At 49.5% G+C, this 24,748-nt stretch carries 15 protein-coding genes and 1 pseudogene; 14 read left to right on the top strand and 2 right to left on the bottom strand.

Features of this window, described 5'->3' with window-relative positions; genetic code table 11:
* Positions 1–81: 81 nt before the first annotated feature.
* The 14 genes and pseudogenes from ABWH99_RS08780 (at position 82) to ABWH99_RS08715 (ending at position 20,235) form a co-directional block, all read left to right on the top strand.
* Complete coding sequence (locus ABWH99_RS08780) at positions 82–1,827, top strand: tetratricopeptide repeat protein (RefSeq protein ID WP_375585907.1); 1,746 nt, start codon at positions 82–84, stop codon at positions 1,825–1,827.
* Positions 1,820–2,563 (top strand): DUF4292 domain-containing protein, encoded by a 744-nt coding sequence (locus ABWH99_RS08775; protein WP_375585906.1) that lies wholly within the window; start codon positions 1,820–1,822, stop codon positions 2,561–2,563. The genes ABWH99_RS08780 and ABWH99_RS08775 overlap by 8 nt, the downstream gene beginning before the upstream one ends.
* Positions 2,532–3,815, top strand: coding sequence for a murein hydrolase activator EnvC family protein (locus tag ABWH99_RS08770; RefSeq protein ID WP_375585905.1), 1,284 nt, complete (start codon positions 2,532–2,534; stop codon positions 3,813–3,815). Before ABWH99_RS08775 ends, ABWH99_RS08770 begins: the two co-directional genes overlap by 32 nt.
* 113 nt (positions 3,816–3,928) lie before the next feature.
* A complete protein-coding gene (locus ABWH99_RS08765) occupies positions 3,929–4,138 on the top strand; it encodes a twin-arginine translocase TatA/TatE family subunit (RefSeq protein WP_092176689.1) in 210 nt (69 codons plus the stop codon).
* 4 nt (positions 4,139–4,142) lie between these two features.
* Positions 4,143–5,577: pseudogene (gatA, locus tag ABWH99_RS08760) on the top strand (Asp-tRNA(Asn)/Glu-tRNA(Gln) amidotransferase subunit GatA).
* Between the two features lie 13 nt (positions 5,578–5,590).
* Positions 5,591–6,982 carry a LysM peptidoglycan-binding domain-containing protein gene (locus tag ABWH99_RS08755; protein ID WP_375585904.1) on the top strand — a complete coding sequence of 464 codons (1,392 nt, stop codon included), beginning with the start codon at positions 5,591–5,593 and terminating at the stop codon, positions 6,980–6,982.
* Between the two features lie 78 nt (positions 6,983–7,060).
* Positions 7,061–8,158: a DUF4837 family protein gene (locus tag ABWH99_RS08750; RefSeq protein WP_375585903.1), complete on the top strand. Its 1,098-nt coding sequence runs from the start codon at positions 7,061–7,063 to the stop codon at positions 8,156–8,158.
* Between the two features lie 32 nt (positions 8,159–8,190).
* The gene (locus ABWH99_RS08745) at positions 8,191–10,455 is read left to right on the top strand and encodes an NADP-dependent malic enzyme (RefSeq protein ID WP_375585902.1); all 2,265 of its coding nucleotides are present in this window, start codon (positions 8,191–8,193) and stop codon (positions 10,453–10,455) included.
* On the top strand, positions 10,452–11,054 hold the full coding sequence (gene ruvA / locus ABWH99_RS08740) for a Holliday junction branch migration protein RuvA (RefSeq protein ID WP_375585901.1): 603 nt from the start codon (positions 10,452–10,454) through the stop codon (positions 11,052–11,054). The genes ABWH99_RS08745 and ruvA overlap by 4 nt, the downstream gene beginning before the upstream one ends.
* A 103-nt stretch (positions 11,055–11,157) precedes the next feature.
* The gene (gene sprA, locus ABWH99_RS08735; protein ID WP_375585900.1) at positions 11,158–18,228 is read left to right on the top strand and encodes a cell surface protein SprA; all 7,071 of its coding nucleotides are present in this window, start codon (positions 11,158–11,160) and stop codon (positions 18,226–18,228) included.
* Positions 18,229–18,278: 50 nt separating this feature from the next.
* The gene (gene gcvH, locus ABWH99_RS08730) at positions 18,279–18,656 is read left to right on the top strand and encodes a glycine cleavage system protein GcvH (RefSeq protein ID WP_375585899.1); all 378 of its coding nucleotides are present in this window, start codon (positions 18,279–18,281) and stop codon (positions 18,654–18,656) included.
* A 54-nt stretch (positions 18,657–18,710) separates the two neighbouring features.
* The gene (locus ABWH99_RS08725; RefSeq protein ID WP_375586560.1) at positions 18,711–19,049 is read left to right on the top strand and encodes a VanZ family protein; all 339 of its coding nucleotides are present in this window, start codon (positions 18,711–18,713) and stop codon (positions 19,047–19,049) included.
* Between the two features lie 74 nt (positions 19,050–19,123).
* A complete protein-coding gene (locus ABWH99_RS08720; RefSeq protein WP_375585898.1) occupies positions 19,124–19,798 on the top strand; it encodes an energy transducer TonB in 675 nt (224 codons plus the stop codon).
* A 77-nt stretch (positions 19,799–19,875) separates the two neighbouring features.
* Positions 19,876–20,235, top strand: coding sequence for a DUF2237 family protein (locus ABWH99_RS08715; RefSeq protein WP_375585897.1), 360 nt, complete (start codon positions 19,876–19,878; stop codon positions 20,233–20,235).
* A gap of 161 nt (positions 20,236–20,396) precedes the next feature.
* On the opposite strand, the gene ABWH99_RS08710 is transcribed toward ABWH99_RS08715, so the two are convergent.
* Together ABWH99_RS08710 and ABWH99_RS08705 are read right to left on the bottom strand one after the other, a co-directional pair.
* Positions 20,397–21,275: a YicC/YloC family endoribonuclease gene (locus tag ABWH99_RS08710; protein WP_375585896.1), complete on the bottom strand. Its 879-nt coding sequence runs from the start codon at positions 21,273–21,275 to the stop codon at positions 20,397–20,399.
* A gap of 17 nt (positions 21,276–21,292) precedes the next feature.
* Positions 21,293–24,745: a biopolymer transporter Tol gene (locus tag ABWH99_RS08705; RefSeq protein WP_375585895.1), complete on the bottom strand. Its 3,453-nt coding sequence runs from the start codon at positions 24,743–24,745 to the stop codon at positions 21,293–21,295.
* Positions 24,746–24,748 lie beyond the last annotated feature (3 nt).

Below are 24,748 nucleotides of genomic sequence, written 5' to 3'. Positions count from 1 at the left end.
CGAGAAAGCGGGGACCAACGCAGCAAACGTCTGTAGGTACCCGAGGGGACGTGTAGCAGGTACTAAACAAGTAAACGATCAATGAATAAGTGGTATCAACGACCGGTGCTCTGGGTTTTTTCTTTGCTGATTGCGGCCCTGCTGGGCCCTGATACGGTCCTTGCACAGAAGAAACTAAGCCGGAAAGAACGAGTTCTAAAAGAAAAAGAGATGATGGCCGACCGGCTATTTATCGAGGGACAAAAGCAGCTCATGCTGGAAGAATACGAAAAGGCCTATTTTTATTTCACCAAGGCCCTGGAATTCAACGAAGAAGAACCGGCCGTTTATTTCAAGCTATCGGAAATGATGGTACGTGCCAACCAGACCGAAAAAGCCCTGGAGTACGGACAGCAGGCATTGGCCCTTGACCCGGACAATAAATACTACCACCTACAACTGGCTGAAATTTATAACGGGCAAAACAAAAGTAGGGAAGCTGCAGAAATCCTGGAGAAATTGATGGAAAAAGACGGGAACCACCAGCAGTACATTCTGGATTTAGCCTCTCTCTACCTGACATTGAACGAATTCGATAAAGCGCTGGACGCCCTGGACAAAGCGGAAGACTATTTTGGCGTGGTGGAACAATTGACCGCACAAAAGCAACGCATCTACCTGCGAAAGAACAATCTGCCCATGGCAATCAAAGAGGGACAGAAGCTGATCGAGGCGCATCCGGGAAATGCCAATTACGTCCTGGCCCTGGTGGAAATCCTTTTTAACAACAACCGAACCGATCAGGCCCTGGAACTGGTGCTGGAATCCATCGCGACCTATCCGAATCAACCCGAATTGAAAATGGCAGCACACACGCTGTACAAAGAAAAAGGAGCGGACATACCGTCCAAAAAATACCTCCTCGAAGGAATCAGCCATCCGGACCTGGACGCATCCGCGAAAGCCCGGGCATTTTCGGGCATCCTTGGACAATTGCAGCATTCCGCCCGCGACCAGTGGCTGGACACCCTTGCCTTCCATATGGAAAATCTCCATCCTCAAGACCCCGAGATTCTGGAGGCGCTCGGCAACTGGAAGCTGCAACAACGGGAAACCAAGGCAGCTATTTCGTATTTCAAACGATCGCTGCAGGAAGCACCGGACAATGCTGAGTTGTACCAAACACTGGTACCTTTGATGTTTGAGGCGCAAGAGCCTTTCGAAGCGATCGTGGAAATGGCGGGGGCCGCTACCGAATCTGCTCCGGAAAGTGCCGAGCTTTGGTTCTACCTGGGTACGGCACAATTGGGCAATAAGGAAAACGAAGCGGCGAAAGCCGCACTAAACAAAGCCCTTGTGCTCAATGCGGGGGCCAATCGCCAATTATTGCTCATGGCAAATGCGCAGCTCGGAGATGCGTTGCATGCCCTTGGCGAAAAAGAGGCGGCATTCGAAGCCTATGAAAAAGTTTTGGCAGAAAATAAAAATTATGAGCATATTTTAAATAATTATGCCTACTTTCTCTCGCTGGAAAAAAAGGAACTGGAGAAGGCCTACCAGATGTCGTTTAAATTAGTCAATCGATTTCCAGAAAACCCTACCTACCTGGACACCCACGCATGGGTGTTGTTCCAACAGGGCCGGTACGGAGAGGCCAAAGGCTACATGGAACGAGCACTTGATCACCAAAAAGATCCCAGTGGTGTGATGTTCGAACATTACGGAGATATTCTGTACAAACTCGGGGAGAAAGAACAGGCACTTAGCTACTGGATCAAAGCGAAAGAGATGGAGGATACGTCTGAGTTTTTAACGTTAAAAATCCAAAACAAAACATATTATGAGTAAGGGTAAGTTAATTGCCTTCGTTTTAGGCGCATTTATGGTCTTCTCCTGTGCACGGAAACCCCTTTCCTACAGCGCTGACGGGGTGATGAATGAATTTGAACCGTATTATTTGGATTACAACTACCTTACAGCAAAAGGAAAAGTCACCGTAGAAGAGCAGGACGGGAAAATCACCAAAGGCACCTTAAACATTCGCGCAAAAAAGGACAGTATCATCTGGTTTAACATGTCACCAGGACTCGGAATCGAGGCGGTCAGGGGTTACATTAGTGCCGATCAGATCAAAATACGGGACCGGATAAATGGCCAAAAAATTGATATGGGCTATCAGGAATTTCAACAAAAATACGGCGTTCCGCTTTCCTTCTCCCTGTTCCAAAACCTACTATTCGCAAACATTCCCCATGAATTTACCTACCGCGACCGCCTGATTCGGGTGGGAAAAACCTTCGAGTTGAGACAAGAACGCGAAAATATTCAATACAAGACGCTTGTGGATGCCGGTCATGGCAAAGTAACCCAGTTGGAAAGCGAGGCCTCAAAAACCCGGTCGGGTAGTCTTTCGGCTTCCTACATGGACTTCCGGGATTTGAACGGGCAACCGTTCCCCTACCAGGCCATCATAAAAATGGTGCTTAGCTTACCACAAAAGCCCAAATCGAATTTTTTTCTGAACGCAGAAATGGTAAAAGTAGAACTAACGGATGACCCACTCAGCTTCCCATATAATTTTTAACCAGGTTTCCCGTAGTTTCGTTTATCTACTATTCTACCTCCTACTTTGCGCGGTGCCCTTGCCCGAGGCCCTGGCTCAGGTCACCGCAAGCAGGGCCGAACTGGAAAATGAAAAGGCAAAAATCCAGAAAAGGCTCCGGGAATTTGACACGGTCTTGCAACGGACCACTAACGAAAAGCGTGCCTCATTGAGTGAACTCCGGGCTGTCAACCAAAAGCTGGAAGCCAGGGAAAGCTACATCGCTACCCTAAACCGGGAGCTAGGACTTTTGAAAACGGAAATCCGACAGACCGCTACTCAAATCAACCGGCTACGCACCGAATTGGAAAACCTCCGGGAAGAATATGCCCAAATGATTTATACCTCGTACAAGCTTAACCAGGGGGTCAACCTGCTTACCTTTATTTTTACCTCTGCTACGTTTAAACAGTTCTACATGCGGCTGAAATACCTGAAACAGTACAGCGACGCGCGAAAAAAACAAGTGGAACAGATGGAGCAGGTCGGTCGGGAACTGACCGACAAGCAGGCACAACTGGAGAAACAGGAAGCCGAGCAACGGGCCGTGCTCAGCCAGGAGGAAGCGCAGCGACAGGAGTTACGTGTGCTAAAACAAGAGCAGCAACAACTCGTGAATTCCCTAAGCCAGAAAGAAGAGGAACTGAAGAAAGAAATCGCCGCTACCCGAAAACAGCAGGAAGAACTGAATCGGGTAATCAAACGGGTAATTGAAGAGGAAATGCGCCTGGCAAAAGCCCGGGAGGAAACGGAAAGCGGGCAAAACCGGGAAAAACCGGCTGCACGCAATTTACCGGCGACGCCATCCAGCCCGGCACTTTCCGCTTCATTCGCCAGCAACCGGGGGAAAATTCCCTGGCCGGTGGAAACCGGGTTTATCTCCCGAAAATACGGAACTTTCCCCCACCCCACGTTGAAAGGAATCACCGAAACCAACGATGGCGTGGACATTCAGACAAAAAACAATGCGCCGGTAAAGGCTGTATTTGCCGGCGTGGTCACAAAAATAACCACGGTCCCAGGCATGGGCGGTACCATCATCATCAAACACGGGGAGTTTTATACCATGTATAGCCGCTTAAAGACCATTGCTGTAAAATCAGGGCAACAAGTATCTACCTCCACCGTCATTGGCACGGTGTATACGGACGCCAATGGCGTCTCTGAGCTGCATTTTCAAACCTGGAAAGGCCTGCAAGTAATGGATCCAAGTATTTGGCTTTCTAGCAAATAATGCGTATATTTTACCATAATTAGAAAAAATAATTACAACATGCTTTATTTCCTTTGCGTTAGAAAAGCACAGTGATATATTTGTAACAATTTCATAATCAAAATAAGCAAAACATGAGTACATTGGGTTTTATACAAAATATCGGAGGGGGATCACTGGTGATCATCGTTCTGGTAGTCATTCTTCTTTTTGGAGCAAAAAGAATCCCTGAGTTGGCGAGAGGTCTTGGCAGGGGGATTCGCGAATTCAAAGACGCGACCAAAGAGATTCAGGATGATCTGGAGGAAGGATTGAAGGACGACAACAAAAAAGCAAAAAAATAACACGTTGGAAAAATTTCTTTCATTCGATGAGATAAAAAAATCGCTGGAAAAAAAGGAAACGGATTGTAAGGCGATCGTAACTTATTACCTAAACAACATTGAGACGAAGGCGCATTTAAACGCCTTCGTTGAAGTTTATGGCCCTTCGGCTTTGGAGCAGGCGGCGGCCATAGATGACAAAATTGCTGCCGGAAAGGCCGGCAAACTGGCCGGTATGGTGGTGGGCATCAAAGATGTACTCTGTTACCAAGGACATACGTCCAATGCTTCCAGTAAGATCCTGGAAGGTTTCGAATCCCAGTTTACCGCCACCGCTATCCAACGATTGATCGATCAGGATGCCATCATCATCGGCAGATTGAATTGCGATGAATTCGGAATGGGTTCCTCCAACGAGAATTCCGTGCATGGTCCCGTGAAAAACGCCCTGGATGAAAACCGGGTTCCCGGAGGCTCTTCGGGTGGTTCGGCAGTAGCCGTTCAGGCCAATCTCTGCACGGTATCCCTGGGAACCGATACCGGAGGTTCCGTGCGTCAGCCGGCCGCGTTTACGGGAGTAATCGGCATCAAGCCCACCTACTCCCGGGTCTCCCGCTATGGACTCATTGCCTACGCGTCTTCCTTTGACACCATTGGCGTTTTTTCTAAAAACATAAAAGACAATGCCCTGGTGCTGGAAACCATGGCCGGTTCGGACGATTACGACAGTACTGCCTCCAGAAAAGATGTGCCGGCATACAGCAACCTGCTTCATTTCGATAAGCCTGCCAAAATTGCCTACCTGAAGGAAACGGTCCATTCCGATGCATTGCAGCCGGAAATAAAAGCGCACACCCTTCAGGTGCTCAAAAAACTGGCAGACGAAGGACATCAGGTAGAGGAAGTAGCCTTCCCCCTGCTGGATTACGTCCTACCCACCTACTACATCCTGACTACAGCCGAAGCCAGTTTCGAACCTTTCCAGATTCGATGGTGTTAAATACGGATACCGAACGCCGAACGCGCACAATCTGGAAAGCATGTACAAATTGACCCGGTCGGAAGGATTCGGAGAAGAGGTAAAACGAAGAATCATGCTGGGGACCTTTGTTCTCAGCGCAAGCTATTACGATGCTTATTTCACGAAAGCGCAAAAGGTAAGACGGTTAATCAAAGAATTTACGGAAAACCTATTGACCAAATTCGACTACATCGTGCTGCCCACCACGCCGAGTACGGCGTTTAAATTCGGAGAGCATTCCAACGATCCGGTAGCCATGTACCTGGAAGACCTGTTTACCGTGCAGGCCTCGGTTTCGGGAGTTCCGGCCTTGTCCATCCCCAATGGAACGGATGAAAAGGGATTGCCCATCGGACTTCAAATCATGGCCAATTCATTCAAGGAAGCCGAATTGTACGCCTTTGCCAATTACCTGACGAAAGCCGCATCAAACAATTAACTATACGACTGATATGAGGGAAGGATTTTTCAAAAACGTGTGTAGAAGCGTGCTGGCCGGGAGCTTGTTTTTTCCCGCAGCAATCGCCCAGGAACCGATCAATTCATTGGCAATCGAGACAGGAGAGACGGAAACGATCGCTCCATTTTACGATTACGAACACATCCCTGACTTTACCTACGAGGAGGTGGAAAAGCGTGTCGCGGCCATGGAAACCGACATGCCCTTCGAGCTGAACGAAACCATCTTTGCTTTCATTAACTATTTTACCGTCCGAAACAGGGACTATACACGCATGGTGCTGGCCAGACAGGACATGTTTTTTCCGCTTTTTGACGAAGCCCTGGAAAAACACGACATGCCCGCCGATATTAAATACCTGGCCATCATTGAATCCGGACTGAATCCCAAAGCACGGTCCCGAGTTGGGGCCATTGGACTCTGGCAATTCATGCCAGCCACCGGCAGGGAATACCAACTGTATGTCAACAGTCACGTAGACGATCGGATGGATCCGGAAAAGTCTACCGATACAGCGCTACGCTACCTGAAAGTATTGAACCGAAGGTACAACAATTGGGAACTGGCCTTGGCCGCGTACAATTGTGGCCCCGGAAACGTCAACAGGGCCATCCGCAGGTCCGGCGGGAAAAGAACCTTTTGGGGCATTTACCGGTACCTACCCAGAGAGACCCGGAGTTACATCCCCCAATTTCAGGCCATCATGTACGTACTGCGGCATGCCGAGGAACATAACCTGATACTGGAAGAACCGGCCTATGCCATGGATTTTGACAAAGTGAGCCTGGGAGCCGGATTTACGCTGCAAGACCTGGCCAAACATGCCGATCTTTGCCTGGAGGATCTGGAATACCTGAACCCCTCCCTGCTGCGGGCCGAGGTACCTGATTTCAACAAAGACCGAACCATCAATGTACCCCGCCACAAACTTGCCTTTATTACGGAAAACCAACCCTGGTTGGTGGATTCCCTGCAGGTGGAAAAGGAACGGTACCTGGCCTCCCTTCCGGAAGAACCCGAGAAACCCTTGCATAATCTCACCTACAGGGTTCGGAGTGGAGACGTATTGGGGAAAATAGCCCAGCAGTACGGGGTATCGGTAAGCCAATTAAAATCCTGGAACAACCTGTATTCCAATACCATACGTATCGGGCAGGTACTACACATTTACCAGGACCGGGATACCTTCGAGAAAAGCCTTGCTTCCTCCCAGCAACCCGCCGTTTCGGAAACGAGTTCCGGAAAAATGTACACCGTACAACCCGGCGATTCCCTTTGGCTGATTTCCCGAAAACTACAGGGAGTGACCATTGACCAGCTTAAAAAGCTGAATAACCTCAACTCCAACCAAATCAAGCCCGGACAAAAATTAATTATTGGATAGTATAATAACTATATTTTTAATTTTATTTTTTCCATTGGGCAAATTTTCCTAATTTCGGCATAGGTAAAAAAACAACCAATGGATACATCTATCAGATCGTTTGTGCATATGCTGCTTGTGCTCGCATTCCTTACCGGATGCGACGAGGGGGGAAGCGGATCTTCCAGCAACAAGCCCAAGGCCCGGGGTTCCCTCGGCGAAATTTTGCTGGTAATTGATTCGACGAAATATGCCGGACCCGTAGGAGACGCATTGAAGGACATTTTTGAGGCAAACATTCCGGGGATTATCCGGGAAGAATCGCTGTTTTACGTACGAAAGGTAGACCCCCGCAAACTTACGCGAATCCTGAAAATGGCAAATAACATGGTGTACGTCACGACCTTCGACGATACCAATCCCGCCAGCCGCGTCATCAGCAGCCAGTTTACCGCAGAATCCAAAGAGATGGCCCAGGAAGATTCGTCGCTATTTATGTTACGAAGCAAGGATGAATTTGCCATTGGCCAGGAGGTCCTGTATCTATTTGGGGAGAACGAACAGGAACTGGTCCGAAACCTGCGGGAAAACAAAACCCAATTGCAAAACCTGTTTGTCGGCAAAGAGCGCGACCGGCTGGCAAAAGCCTTATTCAATCGAACGAACGGCGAGGCAGCAGTGAAATCGGCGGAGAAATTTGGATTCACCCTGCAACTGCCTGCCTCTTACCAATTTGTCAGGGAAGCTGACAATTTTCTTTGGTACCGGCAACCTACACCCCGTCCGGACAAGCCCGACATCAGCTTGTTTTTCTACGAAAAACCCTACACCGATGAGGAGCAGGTATTTCCGGAAAATATCATCAAGCTCAGGGACGGGATCACCAGAGAACATATTTTTGGTGACCCGGATAAAAAAGAATCCTATTTGGTAACGGAGCGACTGGAGCCGCCGGTGTTTCGCACCCTGCAGATCGATGGAAAATATGTCATGGAAATGCGCGGAGCCTGGAAAACCAATAATTTATCCATGGGAGGGTCGTTTTTGTCCTATACAGTGGTAGACGAGGTACAAGGCAAAATCTTCTATCTGGAAGGGTTTGTGTATTACCCCAACGAAGCCCACCGGGCTTCCCTCAGAGAGATCGAGACCATTTTAAACGCCACCTCCTTTCAATCAACCCCGGAAGAACAGTAAGGACGGAACCCATCATTTTTCCCAGCCCACCCATGAAGATCAGAAAAGAGGATGCACTAAATTACCACCAATTCAAAAAACCGGGGAAGATCGAAGTGGTTCCGACGAAACCCCTTTCCAGTCAGCTCGATTTGGCACTTGCCTACTCGCCCGGTGTGGCCGAACCCTGCAAGGCCATACAGGAAGATCCGGATGCAATATACAAATACACCGCCAAGGGCAACCTGGTGGCGGTCATATCAAATGGAACAGCCGTCCTGGGATTGGGAAATATTGGTCCGGAAGCGTCCAAACCCGTCATGGAGGGAAAGGGCGTACTTTTCAAAAAATTTGCGGGCATCGACGTATTTGACCTGGAAATCGACGAAACGGATCCCGATCGCCTGATAGGCATCATTCGTTCCCTTGAACCCACCTTTGGAGGCATTAACCTGGAGGATATCAAAGCTCCGGAATGCTTCATTATCGAAAAACGGCTGAAAGAATTAATGAAAATCCCCGTGATGCACGACGATCAGCACGGGACGGCGATAATTTCCGGTGCTGCCTTGCTCAACGCATTGGAGATGATAGGAAAAAAAATCGAAGATATCCGGTTGGTGGTGAATGGAGCGGGTGCGGCTGCCGTATCCTGCGCCCGGTTTTATGTAGGTCTGGGCGTAAAACTGGAAAACCTCGTCATGTGCGATATTGACGGAGTTATACGGCAGGACCGACCCGGGCTGAACGAAATCCACCAAATGTTTGCCACCGATCGGGACCTGTACCACATTACCGAAGCGATGGAGGGAGCGGATGTGTTTCTGGGACTCTCAGCAGGCAACATCATCAGCAAGGAGCAAATCAAGTCCATGGCAGAGAACCCCATCGTCTTTGCCTTGGCAAATCCTACTCCCGAAATCAGCTACGAAGATGCCATGGCGGCCCGAAAGGACATCATCATGGCCACCGGCAGGTCGGATTACCCCAATCAGGTCAACAATGTGATTGGCTTCCCCTATATCTTCCGTGGAGCGCTGGATGTACGGGCCACCGGAATCAACGAAGAAATGAAACTGGCAGCTGCCTATGCCATCGCGAATCTGGCAAAAGAGCCCGTTCCCGATATTGTAAACAAAGCCTATGGGGAGAGCAAGTTGGCTTTTGGAAAAACCTACCTCATCCCCAAGCCTCTGGATCCCCGGCTCATCACCACCATCGCGCCGGCGGTGGCCAAAGCTGCCATGGCTTCTGGTGTGGCAAAAACCCACATAAAAGACTGGGAGGCCTATGAATTGGATCTGCAGGAGCGTATCGGAATCGATCAGCGCCTCATGTCCCGCGTCATTTCCCGGGCCAAGAAAGACCCCAAACGCGTGGTATTTGCGGAGGCGGACAACCCCAAGATTCTCAAAGCGGCTCAGCTTATTCGGGACGAAGGAATCGGAGAGCCTATTTTACTCGGCAACCGGCAAAAAATCAAGAAGCTACTGAAAGCCAACTCTCTGGAATTGGATTCGGTGCAGGTGATCGACCCAAACGAGGAAAAGGCCAAACTCAAGCATTTCGGTTCAATCCTGTACGACAAGCGGAAACGAAAGGGCCTCACGCTTCACGAATCCACCAAATTCATGAAAGACCGGAATTATTTCGGGGCCATGATGGTGGAAGTGGGCGAGGCAGATGCGCTGATTTCCGGCTTGACCAAAGACTACCCGCGAACCATCTTACCCTCCCTGCACATCATCGGTGTGAAAAAAGGCGTGGATAAAGTCGCCGGTATGTACATCATCAATTCGGACAAAGGGCCGTTTTTCTTTGCCGATACCACCGTAAATGAAAATCCCAGCGCGGATGAATTGGTAGAGATCATCGGTCTGACGGCCAACGGTGTGCGGTTTTTTGATATCGATCCGAAAATCGCCATCTTGTCTTATTCCAATTTTGGCTCGGCAAAAGGCAATGTCCCGGCCAAAACTGCCCGGGCGACCCTATTGGCCAAAAACCGTTTTCCGGAATTGGTTATCGAAGGGGAAATGCAAGCCAATGTAGCCCTCGATGAGGGTATTCAAAAAGAGAATTATCCCTTCAGCGCGCTGATCAATAACAAGGCCAATACCTTAATTTTTCCCGACCTGGCCTCCGGAAACATTGCCTACAAACTGGTGTCGGAAATAGGAAATGCGGAGGCCATCGGCCCCATCCTGCTAGGCATGAATAAGTCCGTGCACGTGCTCCAGTTGGGGAGCTCGGTTCGGGAAATCGTTAACATGGTGGCCATCGCTGTAGTGGACGCCCAAAGTACCCCCGCCACATGATTGCTTATCTGAAAGGAAAACTGGCCTACAAGGATCCTACGTATGTGATCATTGATATCCAAGGGGTTGGCTACGAAGTGAAAATTTCGTTGACTACCTTTGGGAAAGTGAAGGAGGAAGAGCAAATACTCCTGCACACCTACCAACACATCAAAGAAGACGGTCATACCTTGTATGGATTCAAGGATCCGGCGGAGAAAAAAGCATTTTTAGCACTGATTTCGATCAACGGAGTCGGACCCAATACCGGACTGATGATTTTGTCTTCCCTTAGCGTGGAAGAACTGGAGCAGGCCATTTTGCATAACGACCACGGTACCATTCAACGAGTGAAGGGAATCGGGGCAAAGACCGCCCAGCGGATTGTGTTAGAGCTCAAAGATAAAATCAAAAAAGAAGGCATAGCTACGGGCGACGGAACGGTGCCGGGCTTCATTCAAAACAGCAATAAATTAAAACAGGAAGCGTTACAAGCCTTGATTACCCTGGGCTTTACGAAAGCACAGGCGGAGAAAAATATCCTCACTGTTTTGAAAAAAAGTGGTCCCGATGTTTCGTTGGAAGCATTAATTAAAGCATCTTTAAAGTCGTCATCATAACCAAGCACCATTGGCCTTTACTTTCTCACATATTTTTTGGAGAAAAAAGTCATTTCATCGGTACAGCATTCTTTTACGCGGAGTGTTTTATCTGATGTGCTGTATGGGCTTATCCGAGGCTCAGGCATTTCAGGAGTCGGCACCGGATAGCCTGCCGACAAAAATGGACACCCTTACTAAACGAAAAGAACTGCCCTCTTTTCTATTGTGGGACGACCTCGACACCCAGCCGCTGTATCCCTACCAAAATCCTTTCCTTCGAAACAAATCACCGTTTATATTCTCTCCCTATCAGGAGCAGCGCATCGAAGTGGAAGTCGATACCGCCGTGAATTACCGGATCTATCAGAACCTGGATTCCGGAGCACTGGATCCGGGCTATTCCCTGGACTTCGAAGACTATTCGCGCATGCAGGAATTGCGCATTCGCCAGGAATATTGGCGCAACCGCTCCCGTGGGCTGGATGGTGAGAGTGCCGTGGGAGGCCGGGGGCTCATTCCTCCCATCACCATGAGTCCTACCTTTGACCGGATATTTGGGGGAAACGAAATCACCATTGTACCTACGGGAAACGTAAACCTGGATTTTGGCGGCATTTTCCGACGCATCGACAACCCTTCCATTCCCATCCGGCAGCAGCGCAATGGCGGATTCAACTTCAACCAGCAAATCCAGATGAGTGTCAATGGGATGCTGGGGGAAAAAGTACGCATCGGGGCCAATTTTGACAGCAACAATTCCTTTGATTTTGAAAATCAGCTAAAGGTAGAATACGCGGGCTTTGAAGAGGATATCCTCAAAACCATCGAGATCGGCAACGTCAGCATGCCCGTGCAAAACAGCCTCATCCAGGGAGCGCAGAACCTTTTCGGCGTCAAAACCCAAATGCAATTTGGTAAATTCTTCATGACTACGGTCGCCTCCACTCAGCGGGGGCGACGGGACGAAATCATCATCGAAGGTGGTAACCAGGGCCGACCCTTTGAAATTCGTGCATCCGAATACGACGAAAACCGACACTTTTTTCTGAGCCACTTTTTCCGAAATAACTACGAAAATTGGCTCCGGGGACTCCCCCAGGTACTTTCCGGCGTACAGATCACCCGGCTGGAGGTGTACATCATGAACCGGGCAAACAATACCCAGACCCTGCGAAACTTTGCCGCATTCATGGACCTGGGCGAAGGACAGCGCATCTACAACCCGGAAAATCCAGGGATCGGCAGCGGGAACCCCCAATCCCCGGCATCTAACAATGCCAACGAACTCTACAATACCCTGCGTGGCAATCCGGCATACCGGGATTTTGAGACGGCTGCCACGGCCATTAGCTCCGATTTGGGCCTGGAACGAGGCGTGGAATTTGAGCAAATCAACGGGGCCCGAAAACTGGCCGAAAACGAATACACCTTTAACCGGCAGCTGGGGTATTTCAGTTTGTCCCGAAAACTGCAAAACGACGAAGTGATTGCGGTGTCGTACGAATACACCTACAACGGGCAAAGTTACAAAGTGGGGGAGCTATCGGAAGACTACCAAAACCGACCGGAAGACAACGTCATTTTTATGAAAATGCTGCGCCCGGCACGGATCAATACCCGCATCCCAACCTGGGACCTGATGATGAAAAACATCTACAACCTGAACGCCAATCAAATTCAGAAAGAGGGCTTTCAATTGCAGGTAATCTACCGGGACGACCGTACCGGCCTGGATAACCCCAGCTTGCTCGAAGGGCAAAATGTAAAGGATATCCCGCTGATACGCCTGCTCAAACTGGATAACCTCAACCCCCAAAACGACCCCCAACCGGACGGTAATTTTGACTTTGTACAGGGACTGACCGTTCGACCCGAGCAAGGCCTGGTTATTTTTCCCGTACTGGAACCCTTCGGTGAGACCCTGGAAGACTATTTCCTTCCCTCCGAAGTCAACCTGGTGGATAAATTCGTCTACGACACCCTATACCGCACCACACTGGCCGATGCCGAACTGGTCACCCGACTCAACAAGTACTTTCTGAAAGGAAGTTTCACCTCGGGTTCAGCGTCGGAGATCATGCTTCCGGGCCTGAACATCAGCGAAGGTTCCGTTCTGGTTACCGCAGGCAACATCCCCCTGACGGAGGGAGTGGATTATACCGTGGATTACAATATCGGTCGGGTAGTCATTATCAACGAAGGAATTTTACAATCCGGCAAACGTATCAGTGTCAGTTTTGAAAAAGCCGATTTGGTCTCTTTTCAGACCCGGAGCCTGCTTGGTACCCGCCTGGACTACCTCGTTAATGAAAACTTCACTATCGGCGGTACCTTCCTTTACCTCAACGAACGCCCCAATATCTCCCGCATTGCCACCGGCAACGAAACCTTGCGGAATTCGCTCTGGGGCCTGGACGTGAATTACGACGAAGAATCCCTGTTCCTGACCAAACTGGCCGATGCCCTGCCCTTCACCGAAACCAAAGAACCTTCATTGATTCAATTCAGCGGGGAATTTGCCCATCTCATCCCGGGTACCTCCAACCAGGTGGACGGAGAGGGTGCCTCCTACATCGATGATTTCGAAACGGCCATCATCCCGTTCAATCTGGGTTCCTCTCCGCAGAACTGGAAACTGGCCGCCACTCCCAACACCGAAGACAATCAATTTGACGAAAGTCCGCTTACGGAAGACCGGCTGGGAAACGCCTACAAACGGGCCCGACTGGCCTGGTACTCCATCGACAACGTATTTTACCGTCCGGCTGGAAGGGGCGTGCCACCAAACATTACCAACGACGACCGAAGAAATCACTACGTGCGACGCGTACTGCCCCAGGAGATTTTTAGGGGCCGAAACCGGGACGTGTTGATCACACCGGAACCCTTGTTCGAAATGGCCTATTTCCCACACGAGCGGGGCATGTATAATTTTAACCCGTCGCTGGACGCTTCGGGCTTGTTACCGAATCCCCGGGAAAACTACGGAGGAGTCACCCGGGCCATTACCTCGGAAGTGGATTTTGACCGGACCAATATCGAATACATCGAATTCTGGCTGATGGACCCTTTCATTACAGGGCCAAACGGACGCGTATTGGACGGCATTTTCAACGAAAACAATACCACTGGCGGTAAATTGGTCTTTAATCTGGGGGAAATTTCGGAGGACGTGGTCGTGGACGGCAGGCATGCTTTCGAAAACGGCCTTCCGGCGGATGGATCGGAGGCAGGGACCGCCGTGAACGAGTGGGGACGGGTGACCAACCAACAGTTTCTGACGCCTGCCTTTGATAATTCACCGGAAGCACGGGAAAATCAAGACGTGGGGCTAAACGGGCTAAGCAGCGAAGATGAAATCGAATTCTATCGGGATCGTTTCCTCGACCGACTGAACGTAACCCCGCAAGCCCTGGATCAGATCCTGGAGGATCCTTCGGCCGATGATTTTCACTATTACCTGGATCCCGAGTTTGACCAAAACGACGTAAAAATCCTGGAACGCTACAAAAGATTTAACGGACTGGAAGGAAATACTCCCATCACCGCCAATACCAACCTGCCCTACACCCCCTCCGGTTCCAACGTGCCCGACAACGAAGACCTAAACAACGATAATACCCTAAACGAGGTAGAGAGCTACTACGAGTACGAAGTGGACCTGCGCCCCGGGGGATTGGAAATAGGCGAAAACAACATCGTCGATCAGGTTACCCACATTGAAAACGGAGAAGAGGTCAACTGGTACCTCTTCCGCATTCCGGTGCGGCAGCCCGATGCCACCATAGGCAATATCTCTGGCTTTAAATCCATCCGGTTCATGCGTACCTACCTGACCGACTTTCAGCAACCCGTGGTCTTGCGCATGGGCCATTTCCGGCTGGTAGGTAGCCAATGGCGAATATTTCAGGAGTCCCTCTTCGAAAAAGGATTTTCAGAAATCCCCGAGCCCGACAATTCCAACTTTACGGTGGGCGTGGTGAACATCGAAGAAAATGGACAGGGAGGAGAAGACCAAAGTCCGTATGTATTACCTCCGGGCATCTTCCGGGACCGGGACAATACCTCGACGATCGAGCGCCAATTGAACGAACAGTCGTTGCGGCTGTGCGTGGAGAACCTACAGAGCAGGGACTCCCGGGCCGTATTTAAAAATGTCAGCCAGGACCTGGTGCAATACGGCCGGTTAAAAATGTTTTTGCATGCCGATAGCCGGGATGCCGTCAACGGAGAGTTAACTGCTTTTCTTCGCCTGGGAACGGACTACACGGACAACTACTACGAAATCGAGGTTCCCCTACAGATCACGCCGGCGGGCACCCGGGATCCCCGGCAAATCTGGCCGCTGGAAAACGAAATCGATGTGGCCATCGACGAAATCGTTGGCGTAAAAGCAGAGCGGGACAACAACCAGCGACCCCAAAACATCCCCTACTCCGTGCAGGTCCGGCAATACCGTGTAACGGTGGTGGGCCGCCCGGAATTGAACTTCATTCAAGGAATGATGATCGGCGTCCGCAACCCCGGAACCACCGGCGGAGCCAGTAAATCGGTATGCATCTGGGCCAACGAACTGCGGGCGACGGATTTCAACAAGTCCTCCGGATGGGCAGCCAATGCCCGGCTCAACGCTCAAATTGCGGATGTGGCCACCGTTTCCTCCTCCATCCGGCACAATACCTTTGGTTTCGGCGGTTTGGAAACCAGACTTTCCGAACGAGCCCGCGAATCCACCACCCAATACGATATTTCCGCCAATGTCAATGTGGACAAAATTCTACCCAAGGGATTGGGGCTGAGCATACCCCTGTATGTCAGTGTGGAGAATTCCACCACCAAACCGGAATTTGATCCGCTGAATCCGGATGTGCCTTTCGAGATCGCCCTGCAAAAGTTCAGCAGCGACGGGGAACGGGAAGCCTATCGGAACCTGGTGTTGGACCAATCCAAACGAAACAATTTCAGCCTCAACAACGTGCGGAAAATCCGTAATCCGGACAAGGAAACCAACCGACTTTATGACCTGGAAAATTTCTCCTTTTCCTACGCCTACGGATCCGTCCGCCAAAGCAATATACAGCTGGAAAGCTATAATTTTGAGACCTACCGGGGAAGCATCGCCTACACCTACCAGCCGGACCCCCTGGTCATCACACCCTTTCAGAAAATGGGATTCCTGCAAAGCGACCACCTGCAATTGATCCGTGATTTTAACATCAATTTTGCACCCAGTCAGCTCTCCGCACGATTGGATGTGGACCGGCGGTTTATGCGTACGCAAAACCGAAACGACCAACTCAGCACCGCAGGTGTGGATCCGCTGTTTCAGAAAAGCTTCTACATCAATCGTTTTTACAGCCTGAACTGGGACCTGACAGAGAGCCTGTCCGTGGACCTGAGTTCCAGCATCAACGCCGTGGTAGACGAACCAGCCGGAGACCTGGACACGGAAAGCAAACTGGATTCCCTACGCGCCAACATACGAAGGCTGGGAAGAGTGACCAACCATAGCCAACAGGCGGTGGTCAATTACAGCGTACCGCTGCAAAAATCCCCGATCACGGACTGGATCAGTGCCGACCTGCGCTACGAAGCCACCTATAGCTGGCTGACGGGGGCCATCGGGCAGCGGGACAGCCTGGGTAACGTGATACAAAACTCCCGCGACCGATCGGTATCCGGTAAGCTCGACCTGGCACAACTGTACAACAAAAACAAGCGCCTGAATGCCCTGAATGCGCCGAAGCGGCCAACCATCCCCGGCAGGCCGGCCTTACCCACGGCAGAAGGGGATGAAGAAGCGAAAGACAAACCCTCGACGGAAGGCCTGACCGCCAGTGCGCTGAAGTTCCTGATGATGGTGAAGGAGGTCAACTTCCGGTACCAGATCACCGAAGGTACCTTCCTGCCCGGTTACCTGCCGAATACCGGGCTATTTGGTATGGACCGCAGTTTCATGAACCCCGGATTGGGCTTTGTTTTGGGGAGCCAGGATAGCGACATCCGCTTCGAACTCGCCAATCGCGGGGTGTTGGCGGCCAGCACCGCATTGACGCAGGCATTTCGCCAAAACCAGTCCAAAAACCTGCAGGTCAGTTCGCTGATCGAACCCATTACCGATTTCCGGATTACACTGGACTTCCGAAAGCGGGAAAACGGGGATTATACGGAGATTTTCCGAAGGTCCGGGCCCGGTGCCGAAGACTTCACCTCAATCAACCCCAACCGCCTGGGCTCTTACAGCATCAGCTACAATGCGTTACGGACCGTCTTTCAACGACAGGATACCCAAAATGTATCTCCGCTCTTTACGGACTTTGAAAATTACCGATCCATTATCCAATCCAGGCTGGAAACCGAAAATCCGGGAGGGGCTTACAACATCAACGGACAGAACGTACTCATACCGGCTTTTTTGGCAGCTTATTCCGGACAAGACCCCGGTGCGGTATCGCTTAACCCTTTCCCAAAAATCCCCCTACCTAACTGGCGGGTAGACTACCGGGGACTGGCACGACTACCTGCGTTAAGCGAGTACTTTTCTTCGATAAATCTGACCCATAACTATTCTTCTCTGTACGAGGTGAGTAATTTTTCCAATGCCCTGATTTATCAGCAAGGGCTGGAATTGTACAACAGCCTTCAGGAACTGCCCCTGCCGAGCATCACCGATGAATTTGGGGCATACATTCCCATCCTGATTTTAAATCAGGTGGTGATCTCCGAGCGATTTGCTCCTTTGATTGGCGTAGACCTACTCACCAAGGACCGGATGAATATCAGCTTTGAATACAACACCGAGCGAAACATTGGCCTGAATTTTTCCAACGCCCAGGTAACCGAGCAAAATAGCCAGGATTTTCGATTCGACCTGGGCTATACCAAAGCCGGTGTAAAAGTACCCTTCAAAATCCAGGGGAGGCAGGAAGTGCTCAATAACGACCTGACCGTACGAATTTCCACACGAATCGTGGATACAAATACCATTCAGCGCAAAATTGAAGGAGAGAACACGCTAACCAACGGAAACCTGAATGTGCAACTCCGACCCAGCATCGGCTACGTGGTCAACCAAAAACTCAACATACAGTTTTACTTTGATCGCACCATCAACGACCCCAAAGTATCCACGGCATTCCGAAGAAGTTCTACTTCTTTTGGTGGACAATTGACATTTAATTTAAGTCAATAATTTTATCCTGTGAAGAAACATTGTAATTTTGATACATTAACTAACCGCCAATGAATTTCCCAAAAGAATTAAAGTATACCGAAGACCACGAATGGGTCAAGATCGAAGGTAACACGGCCACCGTAGGCATCACCGACTTCGCACAACGGGAGTTAGGTGACATTGTTTTTGTCGAGGTAGATACGGTAGGCGAGAGCCTCGAAGCCGGAGCGGCTTTTGGGTCGGTAGAAGCCGTTAAAACGGTTTCTGATCTATTCATGCCCCTTTCTGGGAAAATTCTGGAAATTAACGAATCCCTGGAAGAATCTCCGGAGCTGGTCAACGACGACCCGTATGGAGAAGGATGGATGATCAAGATTGAAGTGGGAGAAATTGATGATTCCTTGCTCTTGTCAGCCGAGGAATACGAAAAGACAATTGGACAATAACGTAAAAGAACGGTGCGCGTACAGCTGTTACTTGCCGTTGGCTGGTCCTTAGGAATGGCTTACGCCTTGTTTAGCCCGGAAAGCGGAGTGCCGGATTTGCCCCGGTTTTTCGGATCCGACAAGGTAATTCATTTTGGCATGTTTTTCGGAATGTCTTTTCTGTGGAGCCGCGTTATTCGCCAGAACCTCCCCGAGCCGGCAAAAAAAAATCCAAAGATTTTTACTAACTACTTAGTTTTATGGATTTTTCTTGCTATCTTTACAGAGTACGTACAGCGGTTGGTTCCAGGCCGGTCCTTTGATTACCTTGACATTGTGGTCAACATACTGGGCGGAACTATTGGTACAGTTATTTTTGTTTTCTTGAATAAGCGGGGTAGCATTCTTGTATAAATAAAAATAATTTGTTATGATTGTTACTTGGAATGAAATAAACGATACAACAAAATAAAAAAAGGAGTTATACCATGGAAGCCAAAAAAACACCAAAAGCTGATCTAAGCAAAAAGACAGGAATGTTCCTGAATCTTGGGCTCATGATCAGTGTTGGTCTGGTCCTGTTCGCCTTTGAGTACAAGTCTTACGACGATGGCCTGCTCAAGGATTTGGGATCGATCGATGACGATTTTGAGGAATTATTAGACATTCCGATCACAGAGCAGCCACCACCACCGCCACCACCGGTAGAACAGCCTGAAATCAAGGAGATTCCTGACGAAGTAGAGATCGAAGAGAAAATTGAAGTAAACTTTGATGTAGACGTTCAGGAAGAGACCGTGATCAAAGAAGTGGTCATTGAAGAGGCTCCTGTGGAAGAAAAAGCAGACGAGATCTTTGACGTGGTAGAAAACATGCCAACGCCTCCGGGAGGAATGGAAGGTTGGAACAAATACCTGTCTAAAAATCTTAAATATCCTACCCAGGCACGTCGAATGGGTATCGAAGGTACGGTTTATGTAGTGTTTGTAGTAAATACCGATGGCTCCATACAAGACGTGGATATCCTGAGAGGTATCGGCGGAGGTTGTGACGAAGAAGCGATGCGAGTCGTGAAGAATGCACCGGCCTGGGAGCCTGGCAGGCAGCGAGGACGACCGGTTCGTGTAAAAATGAGACTTCCTATCCGTTTCAAATTGAGCTAACACACGGATGTAATTCAACTAATACGAAGCCATAGATGCGAATACATCTATGGCTTTTTCCTTTAACTGCCTCATCCATGGCGACAAATGTTTTTGGACAACCCCTTCAGCCCTGTTGCTTCGCTCCGGTAACCGGCTTTTACCGCGACGGGTATTGTCGCACGGGAACCGACGATACGGGCACACACACCGTCTGTGCCATCGTAACGGCGGAATTTCTGCAATTTAGCTTATCGGTTGGCAACGACCTGACCACTCCCCGTCCGGAGTATGGTTTCCCGGGATTAAAACCCGGAGACAAATGGTGCCTTTGCCTGACGCGTTGGATGCAAGCCTACCATGCCGGCGTGGCGCCCAAGGTCATCCTGGAGGCTACCCATGAAAAAACACTGGAACTGATCCCACTGGACGAACTGATCGCTTTTGCCGCAAAATAACCGGCGACACCTTCGAAGCCTGTGCTTGTGAAAAATATGTGGGGTAGTAGCAGGCAGCAACGCTGAAAAAACAGGAAAGAAAATGATCCCTGCCACCGATAAAAGGGTGCCTCCTGCGTACCCTGTCCTTTTTCCGAACCGGGAATTGACAGTCCATCCCGTTACAAAATATTCAGTGCTTGTTCTTTGATTTTTTCCAACTCGTCCTTCATATTGATCACCTGATGCTGAATGGTCGCATCGTTTGCCTTGGATCCGATGGTATTGATCTCTCTGCCCAATTCCTGGCTCACAAAGCCCATTTTCTTGCCCTCCGACCTGCCAGATTCCAATACCTCTGCAAATAACTTGAGGTGTGCTTCCAGGCGAACAATCTCTTCGGAAATGTCCAGCTTTTCAAAGTAATAAATCAACTCCTGTTCGAAGCGATTGGCATCAAACTCCTGTTCTTTGACCCATTCCGAGAAATTGTTTTTGATTTTCATCCTTAACCGTTCTTTGCGGATGGGAATCAGGTCTTTTATTCGATCCAGGCTGTTCTGAATAATGCTCAGGTTTTCCGTAAACTTTTCCATCAATACCCGGCCTTCCCGTATCCTGCTTTGGTCACAATCCTCCAGCGCTTGCACCAGGACCTCGGTAAGCTTTGTCCAGGCTTCCTTGCTGCCGGATTTCTCGGTATTGGACAGGATCACATTGGGAGATTGCAGGGCGAGTTTAAACAAATCGGGAGATTGGGTACCAACGGCAGCCGCCATTTCGGAGTATTTCAGAAAATAGCGTTCAAAAAGGTCTTCTTGTATGACGATAGGTAGCTCCTCTTCCTTCTTCGAGACAAATTCCACCGAGATGTTCACTTTCCCCCGTTCCAGGATCGATGCAACCAGCGTTTTGACCTCCGTTTCTTTGTCTGAAAATTGGCGTGGGGATCGAAAACTGAGGTCTAGAAACTTCGAATTAAGTGTTTTTATTTCGATTTGAATAGAGTAATTCTGGTCTTCAAAGGCTGCCAGGCCAAAGCCTGTCATGGACTTTATCATTCGGTATGGAGTTTACATTAAAAATTATATCCCAAAGTTACATAAAACCTTGTTTTCTCCACGGAATAATTCCGAACCGGTCGGGCGGCATCCAGCTTTACGTAATAATTCAATAACACCGTTCGGATTCCTGCCCCATAACTCTGCAGCCAGGGGTTGTTAAAATTGTTCAACGTGATCACAAAAGGCGAACCTTCCGTGTTGATCACTTCTGTGTTTTGATCGTTTATTCGCTCCCATGGGGCCGCATTGGTCCAGGCCGACCCCGCATCGTAAAAGCCGACCAGCTGAAAATTACGGATAAAATTAGAAGTAATGTTACCGCGGGAAAGGTAAGAAAACAACGGAATCCGCAGCTCGGAGGTAAAGGTGATCACGTTGTTCCCACGGATTTCATCGTAGTCAAAGCCCCTTAGGTCTACAAACTCCGCAAAGAGCAGGTTGGAATTTTCTACACCGGCTTCGTTTCGCACGGGAGAGACTTCCGGTCGATTAGTAGGGGGTAGATGAAATTGGTTAAACAGCCAGTTGTCCATGCCTCCCACCAGGTATTTTTGTGGATTATTTCCAAAGAAGCTACCTGCGTAAATCCGTGTGGCCAGTGTGATATTTTTATGTATTTTTTGGTAGTTTCTGATATCCAGAAAGACGTTGCTGAACGAGCGCTGCACGTTATTGAGCCCTTGATAATGCACCATTCCTATCTTTCCTTTCAATCCTTGCTCCATATACAGGCCTAATTGCCGGGTTTTGTCTACCACCAATTCGGCTCTTCCTCCCGCATAATTGACATCCAGTCGATTTTGCGGTCCGTCGCCACCCCTCAATACCGAATCCGGATTTAAATTAAAATACTGGGTTTTGGCCACAAAGGGTGTAATGCTCACGCGGGTACTCACCGAAAGTGGGTAGGAAACGCCAATTTCCGATTTGGTGAGCACGTATTTCTGAAAGGTCAGATCCCCTTCATCCCGCAAAATGGCCCTTCGGTCAAACCTACCTCTGAAATCAAGTCGGTATTTCAGGTACTCGTATTCGAAGTACACATCACTCCCCGATCGGAAGTCCATGGCGGCCATAATCCCTCCCCGAATGGAATGATTGTCGAGCAGATCGGTCATCCGCCCGTTGAGATTGATACCAAACCCTCTGAGCGGATCGACGACAAACGATGTATTAAGACTGGTCGTGATGAACTGAGGAATGTAGTTTCGTGGACCTTGTACCCGCTTTACCATGTTTTGTTGCCGAAACGCATCCAAGATATTGCTACGCCGCTCCGCAGGGCTGGGTTGGGCCTCCAATGCCTGCGCGGACTCCTGGCCATAGAGATTGGGAATCGTATCAAAAACGTAGTTGTCTGTATCCAGTCCGCCTTCCCGCTCAAAGCGAAGTCGGTCTATATTGATTGCGGCTGTTTGTGGCTCCACTACCTGTGGTAGGGAATCGGTCCCGACCGGCTCGCTCGCTTGCGCGGCTTCGGTATCTTCGACCGGCCCTCCCAGCAGCAAAGACTCCAGGTCCACCCCGGCGGCGGTGGAATCCGCTTCCAGCAGTTCCGGCCCGGCCATTTCCGGTGCCGTCGGTTCATTTTCAGGAATATCCTCGCTGGTTGCTTCCTCCTGCTCGGTTTCGGATGCATCCGGCTCGTTTTCTCGCTGAATCCTTCGGTTGGATATTCGTTCGTTTAGCATCTTTGCCTGTTCTAGCTGAATGCGCGGAGTACTGGGGGTGAATTGATCCATGTTTGGAAAGGTCTCCACCACCAATTTGCTTTGGCTTCCATCCCTCACGGCATAGGCCCATTTGTTGTTTTCCACGTCATAATCAAAGGACTCCAGGCTCTTGTTAAACGCAGAGACCTGGCTTGAAATCGAATTGCCCAGCCCCAGACGCATCACGTTGGTAATACCACTCTGCTCGCTTAGATGGAGAATGGTCGCGTTGTCGAGCTTTTTGGGAAGCAGGTTGATATGATTCAGATTTGTCAGGCGTTTTTCGGAAATGGTATCTCCCAGGTTTAGCTGGAACAGGTTGTAATAATCGGGTAAGTTGCGCACGTCAATCACGCCCGTCATCAAGCTATCCGGCAAATCGGTTTTGTTGGAGGCATAGATAATGGTCGAATCGTTCAGGTAAATCGGCGTGCGGTTGTCGAAGATATCGTTGGTAAGCCTTCTCCCCTGTCCCCGCATGTTCAGCGTGTAGATATCCGTTTTCCCATTATTGATTGCCGACAGGACCATCGTCCGCCCATCGGGAGAGAAATCCAGGTTCAGGATCTGGGTGATGTTTCTCAAAAAAAGCTTGTCTTGATTGCTACCGTCGATGGCCCGCATGCGCAGGGTGGTAACCCCTCGTTTAAAGGTTCCAATTACCAGATTCAGTGTGTCTCTCCAGGCAAGCGCAGGGGTTGTGTAATCGGCATCTTGTTGGTAGGATGCATATCCACCCCGGAGGATGACCCGTTCCCTGCCGCTGCTGAGTTCCCTGATTTTGACCCGGTATTTACCCTCCACGTTTTGCACATAGGCGAGGTACTTTCCATCGGGACTAAAACTAAGGCTGGAAAGGGCCCCGTACTTGTTTTTCGGCGTTGATACAATGACTTTGTCCTCGTCCAGGTCTTTGAAGTTTTGAAAAACGTCTTTGTTGATGCCGGTGTAGAAATTGGCCCATTCGGTGGTGAAATCACGAAACCTTCTACCCAGGGTATTGGCAATACTGTTTTCTTCGTTTCGGTTGATTCTGCTTAGGTTTAGAATACTGGAGATGTACCTACGCCCGTACTTTTCCACGATGTAATTCCAAATGGACTGTCCTACCAGAGCCGCATCTTCGTTCCGCAGTTTGAAAAGTTTCGGGTTTTCATTTTCCCGCAGGTAATGCCTGACAAAATCATCCATTTCACGACTCCAGCCGTGGGCGAGGTACATGGCCGCGCCGTCGATAAACCAATCCGGGAAGTTGTTTACCAGATTTGCCTGGAAAGCATCCGAAATACTGGACCCGTACAACATCTCCTCAATGATTATTTTTGAGGTCTCGTAGAGTAGCTCTCTTTTGAAAGATTCCCAGGAACCGGAATAAGCGACCTCTGCGAGTAATTTGCTAAAAAAGGTCTGCCCGTCTACCGTAAAGGAATTGTTATTTAAGTTGAGATTGCTTTCCAGCATCTCCTGATTGGAATTGTATATAAAAATCTTCGGCTTGGTATAGGCCACATAGCCTATGGACTGGGTCAGTTTGTCAAATTCTTCTTCCAGAAAATCGATGGCCATGCGGGCATTGGCCTGTCCCCCATCGTAGTAGTATACCTCAAAATTATTGGAAGCGAAAAAATACCAGTCTTTGTCTGTGTGCTGTATCCTGTTGTTGCCAAACCTTTCCTGATCGAATTGCGCCATGAGCAAACTGCCTTGGCTACAAAAAACCAGTACCCAAATAAGTGCTAGATTTTTAAGTCTCATTTA

It is taken from the genome of Cyclobacterium xiamenense (assembly GCF_042140265.1).
Taxonomy (GTDB): Bacteria; Bacteroidota; Bacteroidia; order Cytophagales; family Cyclobacteriaceae; genus Cyclobacterium; species Cyclobacterium xiamenense_A.
The sequence above is the reverse complement of the archived record's forward strand: the minus strand, read 5'-3'. Positions and strand labels throughout refer to the sequence as shown.